Origin of the sequence: Kitasatospora viridis, assembly GCF_007829815.1 — a bacterium.
Lineage (GTDB): Bacteria > Actinomycetota > Actinomycetes > Streptomycetales > Streptomycetaceae > Kitasatospora > Kitasatospora viridis.
In genome coordinates, this window is the sequence record NZ_VIWT01000005.1 from 118,029 (window position 1) to 138,753 (window position 20,725).

Annotated in this window: 21 protein-coding genes; 15 read left to right on the forward strand and 6 right to left on the reverse strand. The window is 74.1% G+C overall.

Going from position 1 to position 20,725, the window contains the following annotated elements:
- The first annotated feature begins 131 nt into the window (after positions 1-131).
- The 9 genes from FHX73_RS37105 to FHX73_RS37145 all read left to right on the forward strand — a co-directional run bounded on the left by FHX73_RS37105 (position 132) and on the right by FHX73_RS37145 (position 7,551).
- Complete coding sequence (locus tag FHX73_RS37105; RefSeq protein WP_145910451.1) at positions 132-782, forward strand: riboflavin synthase; 651 nt, start codon at positions 132-134, stop codon at positions 780-782.
- The gene (locus FHX73_RS37110) at positions 779-1,426 is read left to right on the forward strand and encodes a nicotinamide mononucleotide transporter family protein (protein ID WP_145910452.1); all 648 of its coding nucleotides are present in this window, start codon (positions 779-781) and stop codon (positions 1,424-1,426) included. The genes FHX73_RS37105 and FHX73_RS37110 overlap by 4 nt, the downstream gene beginning before the upstream one ends.
- Positions 1,423-2,679 (forward strand): bifunctional 3,4-dihydroxy-2-butanone-4-phosphate synthase/GTP cyclohydrolase II, encoded by a 1,257-nt coding sequence (locus FHX73_RS37115; RefSeq protein WP_145910453.1) that lies wholly within the window; start codon positions 1,423-1,425, stop codon positions 2,677-2,679. Before FHX73_RS37110 ends, FHX73_RS37115 begins: the two co-directional genes overlap by 4 nt.
- A gap of 49 nt (positions 2,680-2,728) precedes the next feature.
- Positions 2,729-3,205, forward strand: a complete 477-nt coding sequence (ribH, locus tag FHX73_RS37120) for a 6,7-dimethyl-8-ribityllumazine synthase (protein WP_145910454.1) — start codon at positions 2,729-2,731, stop codon at positions 3,203-3,205.
- A gap of 119 nt (positions 3,206-3,324) precedes the next feature.
- Positions 3,325-3,597: a phosphoribosyl-ATP diphosphatase gene (locus FHX73_RS37125; RefSeq protein WP_145910455.1), complete on the forward strand. Its 273-nt coding sequence runs from the start codon at positions 3,325-3,327 to the stop codon at positions 3,595-3,597.
- Positions 3,598-3,656: 59 nt separating this feature from the next.
- Positions 3,657-4,502, forward strand: coding sequence for an ATP phosphoribosyltransferase (gene hisG / locus FHX73_RS37130; RefSeq protein WP_145910456.1), 846 nt, complete (start codon positions 3,657-3,659; stop codon positions 4,500-4,502).
- A 23-nt stretch (positions 4,503-4,525) separates the two neighbouring features.
- Positions 4,526-4,996, forward strand: coding sequence for a PH domain-containing protein (locus tag FHX73_RS37135; protein WP_145910457.1), 471 nt, complete (start codon positions 4,526-4,528; stop codon positions 4,994-4,996).
- 204 nt (positions 4,997-5,200) lie between these two features.
- Positions 5,201-6,514: a hemolysin family protein gene (locus FHX73_RS37140; RefSeq protein ID WP_145910458.1), complete on the forward strand. Its 1,314-nt coding sequence runs from the start codon at positions 5,201-5,203 to the stop codon at positions 6,512-6,514.
- Positions 6,511-7,551, forward strand: a complete 1,041-nt coding sequence (locus FHX73_RS37145; protein ID WP_145910459.1) for a hemolysin family protein — start codon at positions 6,511-6,513, stop codon at positions 7,549-7,551. Before FHX73_RS37140 ends, FHX73_RS37145 begins: the two co-directional genes overlap by 4 nt.
- A 31-nt stretch (positions 7,552-7,582) precedes the next feature.
- Here the strand turns inward: FHX73_RS37145 and FHX73_RS37150 are convergent, their stop codons facing one another.
- Both FHX73_RS37150 and FHX73_RS37155 read right to left on the reverse strand, forming a co-directional pair.
- Positions 7,583-9,532 carry an AAA family ATPase gene (locus tag FHX73_RS37150; RefSeq protein ID WP_145910460.1) on the reverse strand — a complete coding sequence of 650 codons (1,950 nt, stop codon included), beginning with the start codon at positions 9,530-9,532 and terminating at the stop codon, positions 7,583-7,585.
- 375 nt (positions 9,533-9,907) lie between these two features.
- Positions 9,908-10,483, reverse strand: a complete 576-nt coding sequence (locus FHX73_RS37155; protein ID WP_145910461.1) for a uridine kinase family protein — start codon at positions 10,481-10,483, stop codon at positions 9,908-9,910.
- A 204-nt stretch (positions 10,484-10,687) separates the two neighbouring features.
- Here FHX73_RS37155 and FHX73_RS37160 point away from each other — a divergent pair, with 204 nt between their 5' ends.
- On the forward strand, positions 10,688-11,851 hold the full coding sequence (locus FHX73_RS37160) for an acyl-CoA dehydrogenase family protein (RefSeq protein ID WP_145910462.1): 1,164 nt from the start codon (positions 10,688-10,690) through the stop codon (positions 11,849-11,851).
- 78 nt (positions 11,852-11,929) lie between these two features.
- Here FHX73_RS37160 and FHX73_RS37165 read toward each other — a convergent pair whose 3' ends face one another.
- Positions 11,930-12,385: a hypothetical protein gene (locus tag FHX73_RS37165; RefSeq protein WP_246214117.1), complete on the reverse strand. Its 456-nt coding sequence runs from the start codon at positions 12,383-12,385 to the stop codon at positions 11,930-11,932.
- A gap of 267 nt (positions 12,386-12,652) precedes the next feature.
- Between FHX73_RS37165 and FHX73_RS37170 the strand changes: the two genes are divergently transcribed.
- The 4 genes from FHX73_RS37170 (at position 12,653) to fxsA (ending at position 17,397) form a co-directional block, all read left to right on the forward strand.
- Complete coding sequence (locus tag FHX73_RS37170) at positions 12,653-13,093, forward strand: Lrp/AsnC family transcriptional regulator (protein WP_145910463.1); 441 nt, start codon at positions 12,653-12,655, stop codon at positions 13,091-13,093.
- Between the two features lie 205 nt (positions 13,094-13,298).
- Complete coding sequence (locus tag FHX73_RS37175; protein WP_145910464.1) at positions 13,299-14,915, forward strand: amidohydrolase; 1,617 nt, start codon at positions 13,299-13,301, stop codon at positions 14,913-14,915.
- Positions 14,916-15,017: 102 nt separating this feature from the next.
- Entirely contained in the window at positions 15,018-16,688 is a 1,671-nt protein-coding gene (gene lnt / locus FHX73_RS37180) for an apolipoprotein N-acyltransferase (RefSeq protein WP_145910465.1), read from the forward strand.
- Positions 16,689-16,800: 112 nt separating this feature from the next.
- Positions 16,801-17,397, forward strand: a complete 597-nt coding sequence (gene fxsA, locus FHX73_RS37185; RefSeq protein WP_145910466.1) for an FxsA family membrane protein — start codon at positions 16,801-16,803, stop codon at positions 17,395-17,397.
- A 130-nt stretch (positions 17,398-17,527) separates the two neighbouring features.
- Here the strand turns inward: fxsA and FHX73_RS37190 are convergent, their stop codons facing one another.
- From FHX73_RS37190 to FHX73_RS37200, 3 genes are all read right to left on the reverse strand, one after another.
- Positions 17,528-17,902, reverse strand: coding sequence for an RNA polymerase-binding protein RbpA (locus FHX73_RS37190; RefSeq protein WP_101384134.1), 375 nt, complete (start codon positions 17,900-17,902; stop codon positions 17,528-17,530).
- A gap of 252 nt (positions 17,903-18,154) precedes the next feature.
- Entirely contained in the window at positions 18,155-19,756 is a 1,602-nt protein-coding gene (locus FHX73_RS37195) for an FtsK/SpoIIIE domain-containing protein (protein ID WP_145910467.1), read from the reverse strand.
- 64 nt (positions 19,757-19,820) lie between these two features.
- A complete protein-coding gene (locus FHX73_RS37200; RefSeq protein WP_035840595.1) occupies positions 19,821-20,015 on the reverse strand; it encodes a hypothetical protein in 195 nt (64 codons plus the stop codon).
- A gap of 272 nt (positions 20,016-20,287) precedes the next feature.
- Here FHX73_RS37200 and FHX73_RS37205 point away from each other — a divergent pair, with 272 nt between their 5' ends.
- Positions 20,288-20,719, forward strand: a complete 432-nt coding sequence (locus FHX73_RS37205) for an ankyrin repeat domain-containing protein (RefSeq protein ID WP_145910468.1) — start codon at positions 20,288-20,290, stop codon at positions 20,717-20,719.
- Positions 20,720-20,725 lie beyond the last annotated feature (6 nt).

A 20,725-nucleotide genomic window follows, 5' to 3' on the forward strand; every position in this document is an offset into this window, starting at 1 on the left:
CCGGGGAGCCGTGCGCGGTGTCGCAGCCGGGTTCTGGCCCGGACGCAGGGCACCGCTCTGTCCTCGGCGTACCCGTGATCCGCCTTCCTTCGCCATACCCCGGACCGCGCTCCAAGCGCGAGGAGAACCGGGTGTTCACCGGCATCATCGAAGAGCTCGGCGAGGTCGTCTCCATCGAGGAGTACGGTGATTCCTCGCGCATCCGCCTGCGCGGCCCGCTGGTCCGCACCGGCGCCCGGCACGGCGACTCCATCGCGGTCAACGGCGTCTGCCTCACCGTGGTCGACACCGCCGAACAACTGGCCGAGCAGAACGGCGAGTTCAGCGCCGACGTGATGGCCGAGACGCTCACCCGGTCGAGCCTGGGCGCACTTCGGGCCGGCTCCCCGGTCAACCTGGAGCGGGCCATGGCGCTCGGCGCCCGGCTCGGCGGCCACCTGGTCCAGGGCCACGTGGACGCCACCGGCGAACTCCTCTCCCGGGCCCCGGGCGAGCTCGACGCCGACGGCCGCCCGCGCTGGGAGGTGCTGCGCTTCTCGCTGCCCGCGGACATCGCCCGCTACCTGGTGGACAAGGGCTCGATCACGGTCGACGGGATCAGCCTCACCGTGGTCCAGGCCGGCGACGACTGGTTCAGCGTCAGCCTGATCCCGGCCACCCTGGCGCTCACCACGCTGGGCGCCAAGCAGGTCGGCGAGCCGGTCAACCTGGAGGTGGACGTGCTCGCCAAGTACGTCGAGCGGCTGCTGGACGCCCGTGCGATCGCCGGTGACGCGTCATGAGCTGGCTGGACTGGCTGAACCACGACGCCTTCGGCCTGTTCCACCAGGAGTTCAAGTGGAACGACGTGCTGGGCAACCTGCTCGGCCTGGCCGCCCTGGCCCTCGGCTGGCGCCGCTCGATCGTCAGCTGGCCGGTCCAGCTGCTCTCCGGCCTGGTGCTGATCAGCGCCAACTACTCGGCCCACCTGTCCGGCGGCGTCGGCAAGCAGCTCGTGGTGATCGCCGCCTCGATCTGGGGCTGGAACCGCTGGCAGCGCGGCCTGCGCCGGGACGGTGACATCCGGATCCGGTTCGCCACCTGGACCGAGCGCGGCCTGCTGGTGCTCGGCACCGCCGTGGCCACCACCGCCGTCGCCCTGGTCTTCCAGCACTGGAACCTCTCCTGGTCGCCCTGGGCCGACGCCTACATCTTCGTCGGCACGCTGGCCGCGATGGTCGCCCAGGCCCGCGGCTGGGTGGAGTTCTGGTTCGCCTGGATCGCGGTGGACCTGGTCGGCGTCCCGCTCGCCTTCACCAGCGGACTGCCGTTCTCCGGCCTGGTCTACGTCGTCTACTTCGTCCTGGTGCTGCTCGGCCTGCGCTCCTGGTGGCAGCGCACCCTGATCCCCACCCCCGCCCCCACCCTGCAGGGAGTCACGGCATGACCGCCGACACGCACACCACGGACCTCACCCTCGACCCGGTCGAGCGGGCCATCGCCGACATCGCGGCCGGCCGCGCCGTGGTCGTGGTGGACGACGAGGACCGCGAGAACGAGGGCGACCTGATCTTCGCGGCCACCGCCGCCACCCCCGAACTGCTCGCCTTCACCATCCGCCACACCTCCGGCGTGATCTGCGTGCCGGTCACCCACGCCGACGCGGACCGGCTCGGCCTGCCGCCGATGACCCGGGTCAACGAGGACCGCAAGGGCACCGCGTACACCGTCTCGGTGGACGCCCGGGACGTGGAGGCCACCGGCATCTCCGCGGTCGACCGCGCGCTCACCATCCGGCTGCTCGGCGAACCCGTCTCCACCGCCGCGGACTTCACCCGCCCTGGCCACGTCTTCCCGCTGCGCGCGGCGGACGGCGGGGTGCTGGCCCGCCCGGGCCACACCGAGGCCGGGGTGGACCTGGCGCGGCTGGCCGGCCTGCCGGCGGCCGCCGCGATCTGCGAGGTGGTCAACGACGACGGCACCATGGCCCGGCTGCCCGAGCTGGTCCCGTTCGCCCGCGAGCACGGCCTGTCGATCATCTCGATCGAGGACCTGATCGCCTACCGCCGCCGCACCGAGTCCCAGGTCGAGCGGGTGGCCGTGACCTCGCTGCCGACCGAGCACGGCGACTTCACCGCCGTCGGCTACCGGGACGTGCTGACCGGCGCCGAGCACGTCGCCCTGGTGGCCGGCGGGCTGGACGGCGAAGGCCGGCTGCCGGACGGCGAGGAGGTGCTGGTCCGGCTGCACTCCGAGTGCCTGACCGGCGACGTGCTCGGCTCGCTGCGCTGCGACTGCGGCCCGCAGCTGCAGGCCTCGCTGGCCCAGGTGGCCGCGGCCGGCCGCGGCGTGGTGGTCTACCTGCGCGGCCACGAGGGCCGGGGCATCGGCCTGGGCCACAAGCTGCGCGCCTACCAGCTGCAGGAGCAGGGCCGGGACACCGTGGACGCCAACCTGGAGCTCGGCCTGCCGGCCGACGCCCGCGACTACAGCACCGGCGCGCAGATCCTCACCGACCTCGGGGTGCGCTCGCTCACCCTGCTGACCAACAACCCCGACAAGCTGGCCGCGCTCACCGAGCACGGCCTCAAGGTCGGCGGGCGGGAGCCGATCCCGGTGCAGGCCGGCCGGCACAACCTGCGCTACCTGCTCACCAAGCGCGACCGGATGGGCCACGACCTGCCGTGGCTCGTCGGCTGAACCACCGTCACGTCCCGCCCCCAGCTGAACCCCTTACCGAGGAGAAGACATGGCCGGTCACGGCGCCCCCGTACTGACCGTCGAGAACGCCCACGACCTGCGGGTCGCCGTGGTCGCGGCCCAGTGGCACACCCAGGTGATGGACGGCCTGCTGAACGGCGCCGAGCGCGCCCTCAAGGAGCTCGGCATCGCCGGGCCGACCGTGCTGCGGGTGCCCGGCACCTTCGAGCTGCCGGTCGCCGCGGCCCGCCTCGCCGAGGCCGGTTACGACGCGGTGATCGCGCTCGGCGTGGTCATCCGCGGCGGCACCCCGCACTTCGACTACGTCTGCCAGGCCGCCACCGTCGGCCTCACCGAGGTCTCGGTGCGCACCGGCGTGCCGGTCGGCTTCGGCGTGCTGACCTGCGACAACGAGGAGCAGGCGATCGACCGCGCGGGCCTGCCCGGCTCCGCCGAGGACAAGGGCCACGAGGCGGTCACCGCCGCCGTCGCCACCGCCGCCGCGCTGCGCACGCTGACCCGCTGACCGCACCGGCCCGGCCGCCGTGTCCAACTGCGGCGGCTGGCGCCGGACGTCCACCGCGGTGTCCACTGGCCGGGATGCGGCCGAACCGTTCGGCCGGACCCCGTAAGGTGTGACCCATCATGGCTTCGAAGACATTCGAGGAGCTCTTCGCCGAGCTCCAGCAGAAGGCCGCCACCGGCGACCCCGCGTCCTCCCGCACCGCCCAGCTCGTCGAGCAGGGCGTCCATGCGATCGGCAAGAAGGTCGTGGAGGAGGCGGCCGAGGTCTGGATGGCCGCCGAGTTCCAGACCAAGGAGCAGACCGCCGAGGAGATCTCGCAGCTGCTGTACCACCTCCAGGTGATGATGGTCGCGCGCGGGCTGACGCTCGACGACGTCTACGCCTACCTCTGACCCAGACCCGTTCCCCCGTCCACGCCACGCACCGGCACCCAACGAAGGATCTTGCCCCCATGCTGCGCATCGCCCTCCCCAACAAGGGTTCGCTCTCGGGTCCCGCGGCGGAGATGCTCCATGAGGCCGGCTACCGCCAGCGCAAGGACCCGAAGGAACTGGTCCTGGTCGACCCCGAGAACCAGGTCGAGTTCTTCTTCCTGCGCCCGCGCGACATCGCGGTCTACGTCGGCTCCGGCCGGCTCGACGTCGGCCTGACCGGCCGCGACCTGCTGCTGGACTCCAACGCCGACGCCGACGAGGTGCTCGCGCTCGGCTTCGCCGGCTCCACCTTCCGGTTCGCCGGCCCGGCCGGCTCGCCGAAGGACGTGCACGGTCTCCAGGGCATGCGGATCGCCACCTCGTACACCGGCCTGGTCACCCAGCACCTGGCCGAGCACGGCGTGCAGGCCACCGTCACCAAGCTGGACGGCGCGGTGGAGACCGCGGTGCAGCTCGGCGTCGCCGACGTGATCGCCGACGTGGTGGAGACCGGCACCAGCCTGCGCAACGCCGGTCTGGAGGTCTTCGGCGAGCCGATCCTGGTCTCCGACGCGGTGGTCATCCGGCCCAAGGGCGCCGGCGACGACCCGGCGGTGGAGCAGTTCCTGCGCCGTCTGCAGGGCGTCCTGGTGGCCCGCCGCTACGTGCTGATGGACTACGACATCCGGGCCGAGAAGGTGACCGACGCGGTCGCCCTGACCCCGGGTCTGGAGTCGCCCACGGTCTCGCCGCTGCACACCGAGGGCTGGGTCGCGGTCCGCTCGATGGTGCTCCGCAAGGAGGCCCAGAAGATCATGGACGACCTCTGGGCGATCGGCGCCCGCGGCGTCCTGGTCACCAACATCCACGCCTGCCGCCTCTAGTACCTGCCTGGAGCACCAGCACCATGACCGGCCCCGTACCGCCGAACCCGCCAGCCCTGCCCGTCACCTGGCGGCCGCGCCGCAACCGCGCGGTGCTGCTGGCGGCGAGCGCGCTGCTCGCGGCGGTCTTCGTCGGCATGGCGCTGGTGCTCCCGCCCAGTTGGCAGTTGAACGACCGGATCATGCTGCTCTGCCTCGGCGCGGTCTTCTCCGGGGTCGGCCTGATGCTGGCCCGCCCCCGGGTGGTGGCCGACCCGGAGGGCGTGCTGGTGGTCAACCTGGTGCGCTCGCGCCGACTGCACTGGGCCGAGATCGTGCGGGTGAACCTCCGTCAGGGCGACCCCTGGGTCACCCTGGACCTGGCCGACGGCACCTCGCTGGCCGCCATGGGCATCCAGCCCAGCGGCGGCCGCGACCAGGCCGTGCGGGCCGCGCTGCAACTGCGCGACCTGGCCGACGAGCGCGGCGCGACCAGCGAGCCGGCCACCGCCTAGCGGCGGGCCTGAGCGGTCGCGGGGATTCGAACAGGTATCGTCTAGGCTGGTAAAGCCGGGGCAAAACCTCTCGCCCCCGTCCCCTGCCTACCCGGGGACCCGAAGCCCGCGACCTGAGGAGTGACTCCCTCCCTCGATGGACGATCCGTCCGGTAGTACCGACGCCGCCGTGCCCACACCAGTGACCACCGGGCAGGCGGCGCTGTGACCACCGCCTGGCTGCTGCTCGCCGCGGCCCTGCTGCTCATCCTCGCCAACGGCCTCTTCGTCGCCGCCGAGTTCTCCTTCGTCACCGTGGACCGGGGCGCGGTGGACCGCGCGGCCCGCGACGGCGACCGGCGCGCCCACGGCCTGCGGCAGGCGCTGCGCTCGCTCTCCTTCCAACTCTCCGGCGCCCAGCTCGGCATCACCATCACCTCGCTGGTGGTCGGCATGCTCGCCGAGCCGGCCCTCGCCGTGCTGCTCACCTCGCCGCTCACCGACCTCGACCTGTCCGAGGGCACGGCCCGGGGCCTGTCCGCCGTGGTCGGCATGCTGGTGGCCACCGTGCTGCAGATGGTGATCGGCGAACTGGTGCCGAAGAACTGGGCGATCTCCCGCCCGCTCCAGGTGGCCCGCGCGGTCGCCGCCCCGCAGCGGCTGTTCAGCGCCGCCTGCGGCCCGCTGATCCGGGTGCTCAACGGCTGCGCCAACCGGCTGGTCCGGGCGCTCGGGGTCGAGCCGACCGAGGAGCTGGAGCACGCCCGCACCCCGGACGAACTCGCCTTCCTGGCCCGGCACTCGGCCCAGGCCGGGGCGATGGAGCAGGACGCGGCGCTGCTCTTCGTGCGCACCCTGAACCTGGGCGGGCTGACCGCCGAGTCGGTGATGACCCCCCGGGTGGAGGTGGCCGCGCTCGGCCAGGACGCCACCGCGGCGGACGTGGTCAACCTGACCCGGGCCACCGGCTTCTCCCGCTTCCCGGTCTACCGGGACAGCCTGGACGACATCACCGGCACGGTCACCCTGAAGGACGCCCTCGGGGTCCGCGCCGACCTGCGCGCCGAGGTGACGGTGGGTCGGCTCGCCGCCGACCCGCTGCTGGTGCCCGAGACGCTCTCGGCCGAGCAGCTGCTGGAGCAGCTGAGGCGCCGTCAGCCGATGGCGATCGTGATCGACGAGTACGGCGGCACGGCCGGGGTGGCCACCCTGGAGGACATCGTCGAGGAGATCGTCGGCGAGGTGCGCGACGAGCACGACCCGGGGGAGAGCCCCGAACTGCTCGCCGTCCCACCGGTGGCCGGCCACCCGGCCTGGCTGGCCGACGGCCGGGCCCGGATCGACCAGCTGGCCGGCATCGGCCTGCACGCCCCGCACGGCCCCTACGAGACGCTGGCCGGCCTGCTCGCCGACCTGCTCGGCCGGATCCCGGAGCGCGGCGACACCGCGACCCTGCCCGGCTGGGAGCTCACCGTGCAGGGCGTCGACCGGCACCGCACCACCAGCGTCCGGCTGGTCCACCTGGGAGAGACGGCATGATCGCGTTCCAGCTCTTCGCGGCCGTCCTGCTGCTGCTCGGCAACGCCTACTTCGTCGGCGCCGAGTTCGCGGTGATCTCGGTGCGGCGCAGCCAGCTCGAACCGCTGGCCGAGGCGGGCGACCGCCGGGCCGGCACGGTGCTGCGCGCGCTCTCCGACGTCTCGGCGATGCTGGCCGCCGCCCAGCTCGGCATCACCGTCTGCTCGCTGCTGCTCGGCGCGCTGGCCGAGCCGACCATCGCCGAGCTGCTCTCCGGCCCGTTCCACGCGGCCGGCATGTCGGCCGGGGTGGAGCACCTGGTCTCCTACCTGCTGGCGCTGGCCCTGGTGGTCTTCCTGCACATGGTGATCGGCGAGATGGTGCCGAAGAACGTGGCGCTGGCCGCGCCGGACAAGGCCGCGCTGTGGCTCGGCCCGCCGCTGGCCCGGCTGGCCCGGCTGCTCGGCCCGGTGATCCGGTTCCTCAACGCCTTCGCCAACCTGGTGCTGCGGCTGTTCAAGGTGGCGCCGAAGTCCGAGGTGGAGTCGGTGGTGACCGACGAGCAGCTGCTCTGGATCCTGGCCGAGTCGCGGGCCGCCGGCCTGCTCGCCGAGGCCGAGCGGGAGCGGCTGGAGGACGCCCTGGAGCTGGGCCACCGCCCGGTCCGCGAGGTGCTGCTGCCGATGGACCGGCTGGTCACCGTGGACACCGCGGTGACGGCCCGGCAGATCGAGGAGCGGGCGCTGGCCACCGGCTTCTCCCGCTTCCCGGTGCTCGGGCCGGACGGCGCGATCCTCGGCTACCTGCACCTCAAGGACGTGCTGGAGGCCGAGGACCCGGACGCGCCGCTGCCGGTGCGGCTGTGGCGCCCGGTCACCGTGGTGCCCGAGTCGCTGCCGCTGGACGACGCGCTGACCGCGATGCGGCGGGCCGCCGCGCACCTGGCGGCGGTCACCGACCCGGCCGGGCGCACGCTGGGCCTGGTCACCCTGGAGGACGTGCTGGAGGAGCTGGTCGGCGAGATGCACGACCCGGACCACGTGCGCCGGGCCGCCTGACGATCGGCAGCCCACTGGTCGACGGCGCCGGTCAGCCCGCGCCGTCGATCAGCTCGCCGTAGGCCTGCACCAGGTCGGGCAGCCGCAGGGTGGCCAGGTCCTCCCGGCTGGGCAGCTCGCGGGACTGCGAGAGCCGCAGGTCCCGGTAGGCGCAGGACTTCTCGTAGAGGGTTCTGATGAACCGTCCGTTGCCCAGGTCGTCGATCCAGCCCTCGGCCACCACGTGGGCGCAGATGCTGGCCAGTTCGTCGGCGGCGTCCTCGTCCCAGCCGTCGCCGTCCCGGGCGGCCAGCGCGCTGCCGATCGCGGTCAGCTCGGCGGGGCGGTAGCTGGGGAAGTCCACCCGGGTGGTGAAACGGGAGTTGAGGCCCGGGTTGGCGGCCAGCAGGCGGTTCATCCCCTCCGGGTAGCCGGCCAGGATCACCACCAGCCGGTCCCGGTTGTCCTCGGCCCGCTTGAGCAGCACCTGCAGCGCCTCGTCGCCGTACGCGTCGCCCTTGCTGTAGCCGGAGTTGGCCAGGCTGTAGGCCTCGTCGATGAAGAGCACGCCGTCCAGCGCGGAGTCGATCAGCTCGTTCGCCTTGACCGCGGTCTGGCCGAGGAACTCGCCCACCAGGTCGGCCCGCTGGGCCTCCACCAGGTGGTCGCCGGAGAGCAGGCCGAGGGCGTGGAAGACCTGGCCGAGGATCCGGGCCACCGTGGTCTTGCCGGTGCCGGAGGGGCCGGAGAAGACGAAGTGCCGCTTGGGCGGCTGCACCGGCAGGCCCTGCTCGGCGCGCAGCCCGGCCATCCGCAGCTGGGCCGAGAGCGCCCGCACCTGGCGCTTGACCGGGTCCAGTCCGACCATCTGCTCCAGCGCCCCCAGTGCCGCCTCCAGGCGCTGCTGGGTGGCCGCGGGGGCGGGCGCCGACAGGGCGGTCGGGCCGTCCTGACGGACCGTCGGCGCGGACGGCGGCCCGGCCGGCGGCTGGGGGAGGGCCGGATCGCCCTCGCGCGGGCCCTCGCCGGAGCGCTCGGCCAGCGGCAGCGGTCCGTCGACGCGCGGTCCGTCGGCGTAGGGCCCGTCGGCGTACGGCCCGGTGGCGAGCGGGCCGCCGGCGAGCAGGTTCTCGGCGAACGGGCCCTCGGTGAGCGGGCCGCCCGGCAGGCTCTCGGCGGGCGTGGGCGGGCCCAGGTCGATGGGGGCCGGACCGGGGCCGGCGATCAGGTCCAGCGCGATCGAGTCGGCCGCCTCGGCCGGACCGAACGCGGGCAGCTCCTCCAGCAGGCCGAGCCCGTCCTCGGCGGCGATCGCGGCGAGCCGGGCGGCGGTGTCCATGAACGCCGGGTCGGCCCGGTGCACCGAGCGGTAGAGCGGCAGCGCGGCGGCGCTGCGCCCCGCGCCCTCGTAGGCCCGGGCCAGCCAGTAGCGCAGCTCCTTGCGCTGCGGCTGCTCGGAGCGGCAGCGGGCCAGCGAGGCGGCGAGCGGGGCCTGGGCCTGGGCGCACATGTCCAGCCGGACCCGGGCCATGCCGCCGAACAGGCCGGCCTCGATGCCGAGCAGGTGGTCGTCGAGCAGCTGGTCGGTGTCCCGGATCAGCTGCTCCCAGTCCTTGAGCAGGTAGGAGCGGCAGGCGTGCAGGAAGCGCACCGAGGGGTCCTGCTCGACCGGCGGGCACTGGGTCAGCGCCCGGTCGAGCTCGGGCAGGTGGCGCCCGTCCAGCCAGTGCGAGGCGTGCGCCAGGGCCAGGTCGCGCTCGTCCTCCAGCACGGGCTGGACCCACCAGCCGAGCCAGTACCAGGAGCTGAGCGGACGGTGGTGGCGGCTGCGCTGCTCGCCGAAACGTTTCTTGTTGCGGTGCATCGCGAGCAGCGCGCCGGAGGTGTCGCAGCGCAGCGCGTGCAGGCCGAGCCAGGCGTCGGCCATCCCGGGGTCGAGCCGCACGGCCGTGCGGAACTCCTCCTCGGCCCGGGCGTAGGCGCCGGCCGTGTAGGCGTCCATGGCCCGTAGCCAGGCACGGTCGGCCGGGCCCTGCGGTCCGGCGCCCAAGTTGTCACCGATGATCACTCACGCCCCCCGTGGTGTGCACCGAGGCCCGGTCGTCGGCGAGCCAGCGCCGTGCACCCGGGACGCTGCCTTGCGCCTGTCGGAAATCGTACCCGGGCGGAGCTGATCCGGGAGCAGGTCGGGCGCGGCCAAATCACGCTGCGTGGAAGACCGTTGGTGTGCCGACGGTTCGTCAGGGGCCCGGGGAAGGCAAACGGCACCTCCGGCTCACGGGGGAACAAGCCGGAGGTGCCGCGTCTAGTTGCGAGCTCAACTACTCTCGCTGAGAGGAAAATCTAGTTCCTGTCCGGCGCCCGGTCAAGCGACCGCTTAGTGCCCTGGTCGGCCGGTGCGACCGTCCACTCTGAGCTGTGCGAACGGGCGGCTCGGGTCGGCCGCGAAGTGCGCCGCCTCGGCCGCCGACCAGTGCTCCCAGAAGGCGGTGAGCTCCGGACCGTCCCGGCGCAGCCCGCGCTCGCGGGCCTCGGCGGCCGGCAGTTCCATCCAGACCAGCGCCGCGAGCGCCGGCCGCACCGCCCGCCGCCCGGCACCCACCCCCTCCAGGAGCACCACGGGCGCGGGCGGGATCTCGCGCGCCCCTCGGAAGCGCTGGGCCACCCAGTCGTACGCCTCGAACCGGGCCGGCTCACCGCGTTCCAACGGGTCCAGCACCCACTCGCGCAGCCGCCCGACCCACCCGAAGAACTCCGCGTGCGTCGCCAGGTCGTCCAGGTGCACCACCGGCGCGCCGCCCAGGGCGGCCGCCAGCCGCCCGGCGAAGGTGGTCTTGCCGGAGCCGGCGTGGCCGTCCACGGCGACCAGCCGCACCGGGCCCAGCGAGGGCGGCAGGGCGAGGAGTTCGGAGGCCAACGGACCGAGCGGGTCGGCGGGGTTCGGATCGGACACGAGCCGTCACCTTAGACCCTCCGGCCGCCGGCGGGTCCACGCCCGCTGACCAGCGCAAGTCCTGGGTCGTGACGAACGGCGCGCCATGCGGCATACTCGCCTGGCCATGCCTGTGAACGCCCGTTCACCGCGATCCGGTCGCGGGCGAGACCACCACCGTCGCACCGGTCATCCCGGGGCCCGTCCGAGGAGGCGACCACCCTCATGAACGCCGCATCCGCCAAGCCCGTGGAGCGTCAGCTGCCCACCGAGGAGGCCCGCGAGCTGCTCACCCTCACCCGTGAGCTGGTCGCCCGCGAGCTCCAGCCCCGGGCCGCCGAGGACGAGGCCGCCGGCCGCTTCCCCCGCGACGTGTTCGCCACCCTGGGCGAGGCCGGCCTGCTCTCGCTGCCCTACCCCGAGCAGTTCGGCGGCGGCGACCAGCCCTACGAGGTCTACCTCCAGGTGCTGGAGGAGCTGGCCGCCGGCTGGCTCGCGGTCGGCCTCGGGGTCAGCGTGCACACCCTGTCCTGCCACGCCCTAGCCGGCTTCGGCACCGACGAGCAGCGCGCGGCCTGGCTGCCCGGCATGCTCTCCGGCGCCCAGCTCGGCGCCTACTGCCTCTCCGAGCCGCAGGCCGGCTCGGACGCCGCCTCGCTGCGCACCCGCGCCGAGTCGACCGCCGACGGCTACGTGATCCGCGGCACCAAGGCCTGGATCACCCACGGCGGCAAGGCCGACTTCTACAGCGCGATCGTGCGCACCGGGGAGGACGGCCCGCGCGGCATAAGCTGCCTGCTGGTCCCCGGCGACGCCGCCAACCTCTCGGCCGCCCCGCCGGAGCACAAGATGGGCATGAACAGCTCGCCCACCGCGCAACTGCACTTCGACGGCGTCGAGGTGGACCGCGAGCGGCTGATCGGCGAACTCGGCCAGGGCTTCCAGATCGCGCTGGCCGCGCTGGACTCCGGCCGGCTCGGCATCGCCGCCTGCGCGATCGGCGTGGCCCAGGCCGCGCTCGACCTGGCGGTGGAGTACGCCGGCACCCGCAAGCAGTTCGGCCGCCCGATCGCCGACTTCCAGGGCCTGTCCTTCATGCTCGCCGACATGGCCACCCAGATCGAGGCCGGCCGCGCGCTCTACCTGTCCGCCGCCCGCCGCAAGGACGCCGGCCTGGCGTTCTCCAAGCAGGCCGCGATGGCCAAGCTGTTCTGCACCGACACCGCGATGAAGGTCACCACCGACGCGGTCCAGGTGCTCGGCGGCTACGGCTACACCCAGGACTTCCCCGCCGAGCGCTACATGCGCGAGGCCAAGGTGCTGCAGATCGTCGAGGGCACCAACCAGATCCAGCGGCTGGTGATCGGCCGCCACCTGACCCGGGTCTGAGCCCCGGAGAAACGCAGGGCCGGCCCGCGGGCCGGCCCTGCGTCGTTGCTCGGCCGGGCCGGGCCGGCCCGGCCCCGCTCAGCGGTGGGCCACGGCCGCCCGGGGCGCCTGGCGCATCTGCGGCACCCGGTGCGCGAGCTTGGCGCCGCCCGGACCGTCGGCGTGCGAGAACGGCTGGGTGCGCCAGTCGAGTTGGGCGGGCAGCGTGAGCAGCGCGGCCAGCGGGCCGGCCTGCTCGTCGGCGTCGGGCAGCACCTGGGCCAGTTCGTCGGTCGGCACCCCGGACCCCGGGCAGAGCGCCGGGGAGAACGGGTGCCAGGCCTGCCGGAGCACCGCGTGCTGCGGCAGCTGCTCCTCGTCGCCGACCAGCGCGATCGCACGGTGGCACTCCGGGCAGTCCACCCGGACGATCTCCCAGGTCTCCGGCTCGCCCGGGTCGGCCCCCGGGGCGCGGTCGAGACCCGGGACGAGATACTCGCCCTCGGTGTCCTCGAAATCTTCGGCGCGCGGCGCGCGCGGTTCGGTGGAAGGCATCATTTCCCCCTGGGACTGGGGCCCTGTAATCCCCTGGAACGGGGCTACCGAGTGGGCCTGAATGGGGTCCTACGGACAGGGCCGGGCCGACGCGGCCGGGGCCAACACGAGCACTTCCCGCTGACGGACCCTCATAACCCTGCAGGTGGCCGCAGGGTGATGCACCGGAGTGTGGCCTTCGCCACATTCCGTAGGCATGTGCCGCGGGCGAGCTCCGGCCGACGTGACGGGCGTCCGGAGCCCAGGCGTCGGGTAGGTTTACTCCTCGTGGAGGATCTCGACCAGCGCATCGTTCAGCTCCTCGTCCAGGACGGGCGGATGAGCTACACCGACCTGGGCAAGGCCACCGGCCTGTCCACCTCGGCCGTCCACCAGCGGGTCCGCCGGCTGGAGCAGCGCGGGGTGATCCGCGGCTACTCGGCGCTCATCAACCCGGACGCGGTCAACCTCGCGCTCACCGCCTTCATCTCGGTCAAACCCTTCGACCCGAGCGCCCCCGACGACGTGCCGGAGCGCCTCGCCGGGCTGCCCGAGATCGAGGCCTGCCACAGCGTCGCGGGCGACGAGAACTACATCCTCAAGGTGCGGGTCGGCGCCCCCGGCGACCTGGAGGACCTGCTCGCCCGCATCCGCAGCGCGGCCGGCGTCTCCACCCGCACCACCGTGGTGCTCTCCACCCCCTACGAGGCCCGCCCGCCCAAGCTGTAGGCCCCCTGTCCCATACCGGGACAACCCGGGTGCAGACTGCGGGAGCTTAAGTCGATCGGGGGGCGGCGTCGCGGGCCGATGGCTCTCGCCTGGACGGCTTCTCCTCGGTCGCCAATGCTCCGCATGGACTCCCTCGTCGGCACCGCCCAGACTCGGCCCTCGACCCGCTCCTTCACCCACCCCCCGATCGACTTAAGCTCCTGCCATGACCGAACGCACCCCCCGCACCGTGCTGCTGCGCGGCGGCAACGTCTACAGCCCGGCCGACCCCTTCGCCACCGCGATGCTGATCGAGGGCGAGCACGTCGCCTGGGTCGGCAGCGAGGGCGCCGCCGACGCCTACGCGGCGGTCGCCGACGAGGTGGTCGAGCTGGACGGTGCGCTGGTCACCCCGGCCTTCGTGGACGCCCACGTGCACGCCACCTCGGCCGGCCTCGCCCTCACCGGCCTGGACCTGACCGGCTGCCCCTCGCTGGCCGAGGCGCTGCGCCGGGTCGCCGAGTTCTCCGCCGCCACCGACGGCGTGCTGATCGGCCACGGCTGGGACGAGACCGGCTGGCCCGAGGGCCGCCCGCCGACCCTCGCCGAGCTGGACGCGGCAGCCGCCGGCGCCCCGCTCTACCTGTCCCGCACCGACGTGCACTCCGCGCTCGCCACCAGCGCGCTGCGCGCCGCCACCCCGGGCCTGGCCGACCTGCCGGGCCACCACCCGGACGGCCCGCTCACCCGGGACGCCCACCACGCCGTCCGCAAGGCCGCGTTGGCCCACCTCACCGACGAGCAGCGGCGCACCGCCCAACGCGCCACCCTGCGGCACGCCGCGAGCCTGGGCATCGCCGCGCTGCACGAGTGCGCCGGCCCGGAGATCTCCTCCGCCGCCGACCTGGCCGCCCTGCTGGAGCTGGCCGCCGCCGAGGACGGCCCCGAGGTATTCGGCTACTGGGGCGAGCTCGGCGGCGTCGAGCGGGCCCGCGAGCTCGGCGCGGTCGGCGCCGGCGGCGACCTCTTCGTGGACGGCGCCCTCGGCTCGCACACCGCCTGCCTGCGCGCCCCGTACCAGGACGCCCCAGCCGGCGATGAGGGGGCCACGGGAGCCGCGTACCTGACGGCCGATCAGGTCGCCGAGCACGTCGCGGCCTGCACCGAGGCGGGCCTCCAGGCGGGCTTCCACGCGATCGGCGACGCCGCGCTGGACGCGGTGCTGGCGGGCGTGCGGGCCGCCGCCGACCGGGTCGGCCTGCCCGCCGTCAAGGCGCTGCGGCACCGGGTGGAGCACGCCGAGGCGCTGGACGAGAAGGCGATCGCCGCCTTCGTCGAGCTCGGCCTGACCGCCTCCGTGCAGCCCGCCTTCGACGCGGCCTGGGGCGGCCCGGACGGCATGTACGCGGCTCGGCTCGGCGCCGAGCGGGCGGCCGGCCTCAACCCGTTCGCCGCCCTGCTGCGGGCCGGCGTGCCGCTGGCCTTCGGCTCCGACGCCCCGGTCACCCCGCTCGACCCCTGGGGCACGGTGCGCGCCGCCGCCTTCCACCGCACCCCCGAGCACCGGATCTCGGTGCGCGCGGCCTTCGCCGCGCACACCCGCGGCGGCTGGCGGGCGCTCGGCCGCGACCAGGAGGGCGTGCTGGTGCCCGGCGCCCCGGCGAGTTACGCGGTCTGGCGCACCGGCGAGCTGGTGGTCCAGGCGCCCGATTCCCGGGTGGCCGGCTGGTCCACGGATCCGCGCTCCGGCACCCCTGGCCTGCCCGACCTCACCCCCGGCTCCGAGCTGCCGGTCTGCCTGCGCACCGCGGTCCGCGGCCGCACGGTCTACCTGGCCGGTTGACCTGCCGCTTTCTCATCCCGGGGCCGCTACCGCGGGCCCGGGGCGGGGAGGTACCTTCGTCCAACACCTGCCGTGCGGCAGGACCGATCCCGCCACAGAGAGATGGGTAACCAGGTGGCAGTGCCCGTCGACGCGGCCCGCCCGGCCGTCGACCCGACCCCCGAGACCCCGGCGAAGGGAGCGGGCCGGCTGGCCAGGTTCCGTGCCAAGGTCCGTGGCGGCTGGAAGCGCAGCGCGCTGGCCGCCGCCGCCGGGCTGGCGCTGGCCGCCGCCTTCCCGCCCTACGACATCTGGCCGCTGTCGGTGCTCGCGGTGGCCGCCCTCGCGCTGCTCACCCACGGCCGGACGGTCCGTCAGGGCCTGTGGACCGGTTTCGCCTTCGGGTTCCCGTTCTTCGTCTGGCTGCTGGTCTGGCTCCGGGTGATCGGCTGGGACGCCTTGTTCGGGCTCTCGCTGGCCGAGGCCATGTTCCTCTGGGCGCTCGGCGGCGGGCTGGCGCTCACCTCCCGGCTGCGCGGCTGGCCGCTCTGGGGCGCCTGCCTCTGGGTGGCCGAGGAGCTGGTCCGGGACCGCGAGCCGCTCGGCGGGTTCCCGTGGGGCCGGCTGGCCTTCGCCAACACGGCCACCCCGTTCACCCCGCTGGCCGCGCTCGGCGGCGCCGCACTGGTGAGCTTCGCGGTCGCACTGACCGGGTCGCTGCTGGCCTACCTGGTGCTGCGGGTGGTCCACCGGGGCTCGGCGCCGACCGGTCCGGTCGGCTGGCTCAAGCCGACGGCCGCGGTGCTGGCGGCCGCCGCGCTCACCGGCGGCGGCGCCCTGGTGCCGATCCCGACCACCGGCGACACCGCGGGCGGCCCGGCCTCGGTCAAGGTGGCGCTGATCCAGGGCAACGTGCAGCAGCCGGGCATGGACTTCCTCGGCCGCCCGATGCAGGTGCTGAACAACCACGCGGGCGAGACCGAGCGGCTGGCCGCCGCGATCAAGGCCGGCCAGGCGCCCGATCCGGACGTGGTGATCTGGCCGGAGAACTCCTCCGACCTGGACCCGTACAGCGACCCGGCGGTCTACGCCCGGATCACCGAGGCGGTCACCACCATCGGCAAGCCCACCCTGGTCGGCGCGCTGGTCAACGGTCCGGATGCGCAGCACGTGCAGAACGAGGGCATCGTCTGGGACCCGATCAGCGGCCCCGGCGCGCACTACACCAAGCAGCACCCGGTGCCGTTCGGCGAGTACGTGCCGTTCCGCTCTGTGCTGATGAAGGTGATCACCCGGCTGCAGCGGGTCGCCCACGACTTCTACCCCGGCAAGGGCATCGGCGTGATGCAGCTCGGCCCGGCCCGGATCGGCGACGTGATCTGCTTCGAGGTGGCCTACGACGACATCGTGCGCAACACCGTCAACGGCGGCGGCCGGGTGCTGGTGGTGCAGACCAACAACGCCGACTACGCCGACACCGGTCAGCCCGACCAGCAGCTGGCGATGTCCCGGCTGCGCGCGGTCGAGCACGGCCGCGCGGTGCTGATCGCCGCGACCAGCGGGATCAGCGCGGTGATCCGCCCGGACGGCACGATCGAGAGCCGCACGGCCGAGATGACCGCCGCCGAGCTGAGCGCCACCGTCCCGCTGCGCGACGGCAAGACCCTCGCCGACCGGCTCGGCGCGGCCCCCGAGTGGGCGCTGTCGGTGATCGGCCTGCTGGCCTGCGGCGGCGCGGTGCTGGTCTCCCGGCGCCGCCGCCCGAGCGGGTCCGACCCGGCCGCCACGGCCTGACCTGGGGGTTTCGGCCCGGCTCCGGTGGAACACGGGGCCGGGCCGAACCGTTGTCCCCGGTGGTGCCCCGACCGCGCGGGAGAAGCCCGCGCGGCGCGTTCCCGGCGCCGCGATGGAGTGGATCCCTACCGTGACCCCGCACGTTGACCTGTCCCGCGCCCCCCGGCGCAGCCGGCTGCGCCGGGTGCTGCCGCTGCTGGTGGTGGCCTGGATGCTGCTGGAAGTCTGGCTGATGGTCCAGGTGGCCTCGGCGACCAGTGGACTGCTGGTGGTCCTGTTGCTGGTGGCCGGCGCGGTGCTGGGCTCCCGGCTGATCAAGCGGGCCGGGCTGCGGGCGCTGCGCAACGCCTCGGCCGCCTTCGAGCAGGGCCGGATGCCGGAGTCCGGCTCGGCCGAGACCGGCACCAGCCTGACGGTGCTGGCCGGCCTGCTGCTGATCCTGCCGGGCTTCCTGTCCGACGCGATCGCGATCACCCTGCTGCTCCCGCCGACCCGGGCGCTGTGGCGCGCGGTCGGCCGCCGCACGGCCAAGAAGCTGATCCGCACCGCCCCGATGGGCGATCCGCTCACCGACGCGCTGCGGATGCAGCAGCAGTTCCGAATGCACCGCCCGGACGGCAAGGTGGTCCAGGGCGAGGTGGTCGACCCGGCCGACCCGACCGCGCCGCGCGGCCCGGACGACGACCCGCGGCCGCCGCTCTCGCGCTGACCGCACCTGACGAGAGACCACACGCGGACACCACACGCAGACACACGCAGAGAAGGCCTTGGGCCCGATCCGAGGATCGGGCCCAAGGCCTTCTCTGTTCGTTCCGCGCCGACCCCGGGCGCCGCGGGGGTCAGGCGCTCTTGCGGGTGTCCCGCGGGTGCACCGCGAGGTTCATCCCACCGGAGCGGAGCACGGCCAGCCGCTCGGCCAGCACCTCCTCCAACTCCTCACGGGTCCGCCGCTCCATCAGCATGTCCCAATGGGTGCGGGTCGGCTTGGTCTTCTTCTCCTCCGGCTCGTCGCCGTCGAGCAGGACGGCCTCGGTGCCGCAGAACCGGCACTCCCACACCGAAGGAATCTCCGCCTCGACGGAGAAGGGCACCTCGAACCGGTGTCCGTTCTGGCATGCGTACTCGACGGTCTGGCGCGGAGCCAGGTCAATGCCACGGTCGGTCTCGTAGCTAGTAGCACCGAGTCGCGTGCCTCGGAGAGCTCGCTCGCTCATGAATCGTGCCTCCAGGGCTTATGGCCCACAGGACTAGTTGGGGTCGCTGTCTTCGTCGTTCGGTCAACGCCCGACCGCCGACGAAGATTCCCGGCCGGGCGTCCGTCGTCTGTCGTGCCGCCCCTGTTTGTACCCATCTCCGTCCGATTTGTCACATCTGGCATGGGATATCACCCTGAGTGCGGCCGAATTCGCACCCTGTGACGGGAACGGCTTTCCTTTTGCCCATTTGTCCGAGCTGTTGTGCGGCGTTCACCGCAGCGGCGCTGGACTCGCCTCGGGGGTCTTCTCCAGGATCACCCGTCCCGCCGGCTCGCCGGGGGCGGCGGGGACCTGGGGCTGGTGGTCGGGGACGGGTGGGGCGGGCGCCTCGATCCGGGTGTCGCGGTGCGGGAGCAGGGCGATCACCGCGTCGCGCAGCCGGGCCGGGGCGTCCTCGTCCAGCGGGTCCACGGTGGCCGGCGCCTGCAGCCGGGTCGCCGGGCCGGCGCCGATCCGGGCGTAGCCGCGCCCGGGCGGGACGTGGGCGGCGGGGGTGAGGTCGAGCGGGGCGCCGAGCGCGTCGGCCAGCTCGGGCGCCGGGTGGTCGCCGAGCACCACCCGGGCCCGGACCGCGCCGCGCAGCGCGGGGGAGAGCCGGTCGGCGGCCTCGATCGACTCGGCCACCACGACGGTGACCCGGGCGGCCCGCCCGTGGCGCAGCGGCACCTCCAGCAGGTCCTGCGGGTCCGGCTGCCCCTGGGCCTCGGCCAGCTCGGTCAGCTCGGTGGGGTGGTCGAGCAGCAGCCAGAGCGGCCGGGTGGCGTCGGCGGGGGCGGGCTCGCCGCGGTAGCGGGCGGCGTTCAGCACCGCGAGCCGGCGCTCGGTCTCCTGGGCGGCCCACTCCAGCGCGGCCAGCGCGCCGTGCAGGCTGGTCTCCACGGTGTGCACGCCCGGCCGGTTGACCAGGCAGGCGTGCTCGCCGGTGCCCGCGCCGTCGACCACCACCAGGTCGCCGTGGGCCAGCGCCTGCAGGGCGACGGTGCGCAGCAGGGTGGAGCCGCCGGACCCGGTAGAGCCGAGCACCAGCAGGTGCGGCTCGGCGGAGCGCGGGCCGGTGCGCCAGATCACCGGCGGCTGGTGGCCGGGGCCGCCGTCGTGGGCGACCGGGATCCGGCGCTGGGTGGCCTCCGGGTCGGTGAAGCCGAGCAGCACCTCGCCGGGGGCGGTGACCCAGGGCTGGGCGGGCACGTCCTGCGGCAGCGGGGCCAGGGCGGTGACCCGGAGCCGGTTGCACTCCAGGTCCCAGTCGAAGCGGTACTCGCGGGCCCGTCCGGCCTTGCCCTGCACGACCTGTTCGATCCGGGAGCGGGCGCCCGGCTCGGTGTCGGTGAACCAGCCGGGGTAGCCGATCTCCAGGGCGGTCAGCCGGCCGTCCGGGTCGAAGGCCCAGCCGGCGAAGGCGTCGCGGTAGCCGCCGTCGGGGCGGTAGAGCGGGCAGGGGTCGTCGGGGGCGGCGAGGTAGGGGGTGAGCGCGGCGTAGAGCGCGGGGAGCTTGACGTCGGCGGGGTCGGGGGCCGGGGCCGCGACCGGCTTGGGCTGCCGGCCGGTCCAGGCGGCGCTGCCGAGCAGCGCCACGATCGCCAGCAGCGGGCCGTGCGGCAGCAGCACGACGCCGACCACCGCGGCGACGGCGAGCAGCGCGGTGGGCCCGCGCTTCTCCTTGGGCGTGGCCTGCCAGCGGGTCTTGGTCCAGCCGGCGTGCCGCCGCAGGCCGCGCCCGATCAGGCTGAGCGGGGCGAACATGTCGGCGGCGTGGTCCCCGGCGGTGCGGGCGAGGTCGCGGCCGCGGGTCAGGTGGCGGGTGAGGGACATGGTCTCCTGGGCCTTCGGCGGTGGGGGAGGCCCGGGCCGCCGGGCCCGGGCCGCTGGCGGGGGGTCAGAACTTGATGCCGCCGAGCAGGTTGGCCAGGCTCGCGCCGCCGGCCTGGATGCTCGGGGCGATCGCGGTGCCCGCCAGGTAGAAGCCGAAGAGCGCGCAGACCAAGGCGTGCGACACCTTGAGCCCGTCCCGCCGGAAGAAGAGGAAGGCGATGGTGCCGAACAGGACGATGCCGGAGATGGACAGGATCACGGGTCTGCTCCTCGGTGAGGCGGGGACAGGTGGTCACTGTGGGGACAGTGTCACGGAATGTTCCTTCATCGTGACAAAAAGTAATAGATGATGGAACGGGGCAAATGGGTGGTTCTGTCCCCTGGCTCTCCCGTTGTCGCCCGCTCGGGTGCAAAATTCGGCCACTCGGCGCGCTGGGTCCGCTCCGGCGGCGGTCCGGTCGGTGACCCTGTCGGTCGGTGGGCCGCCTCGGATACGGTGCCGGTGGCCGACCGACCACCGAGAGGAACGCGATGTCCGAATCGAACGGCAGCACCGGAACGCCCGACGGGCCCGAGGCGCAGGAGGAGGCCCGGCTGGTCGAGCTGGCCGGCCGGATCTTCGGCGCCGCCCGGGCCGGGGACGCGGGTGCGCTGGAGGCCTTCCTGGCCGGCGGCGCTCCGGTCGACCTGGCCAATGAGGGTGGCGACACCCTGCTGATGCTGGCCTCCTACCATGGCCACGCCGAGGCGGTGTCGGTGCTGCTGGCCCGCGGCGCGGACCCGAACAAGGCCAACGACCGCGGCCAGACCCCGCTGGCGGGCACCGTCTTCAAGGGGCACGACGCGGTGCTGGACGAGCTGCTGGCGGCCGGCGCCGACCCGCACGCCGGGCAGCCCTCGGCCTTCGCGACCGCCCAGATGTTCCAGAAGTCCGAGGTGCTGGCGAAGTTCGGCCGGGCCTGAGCCCGT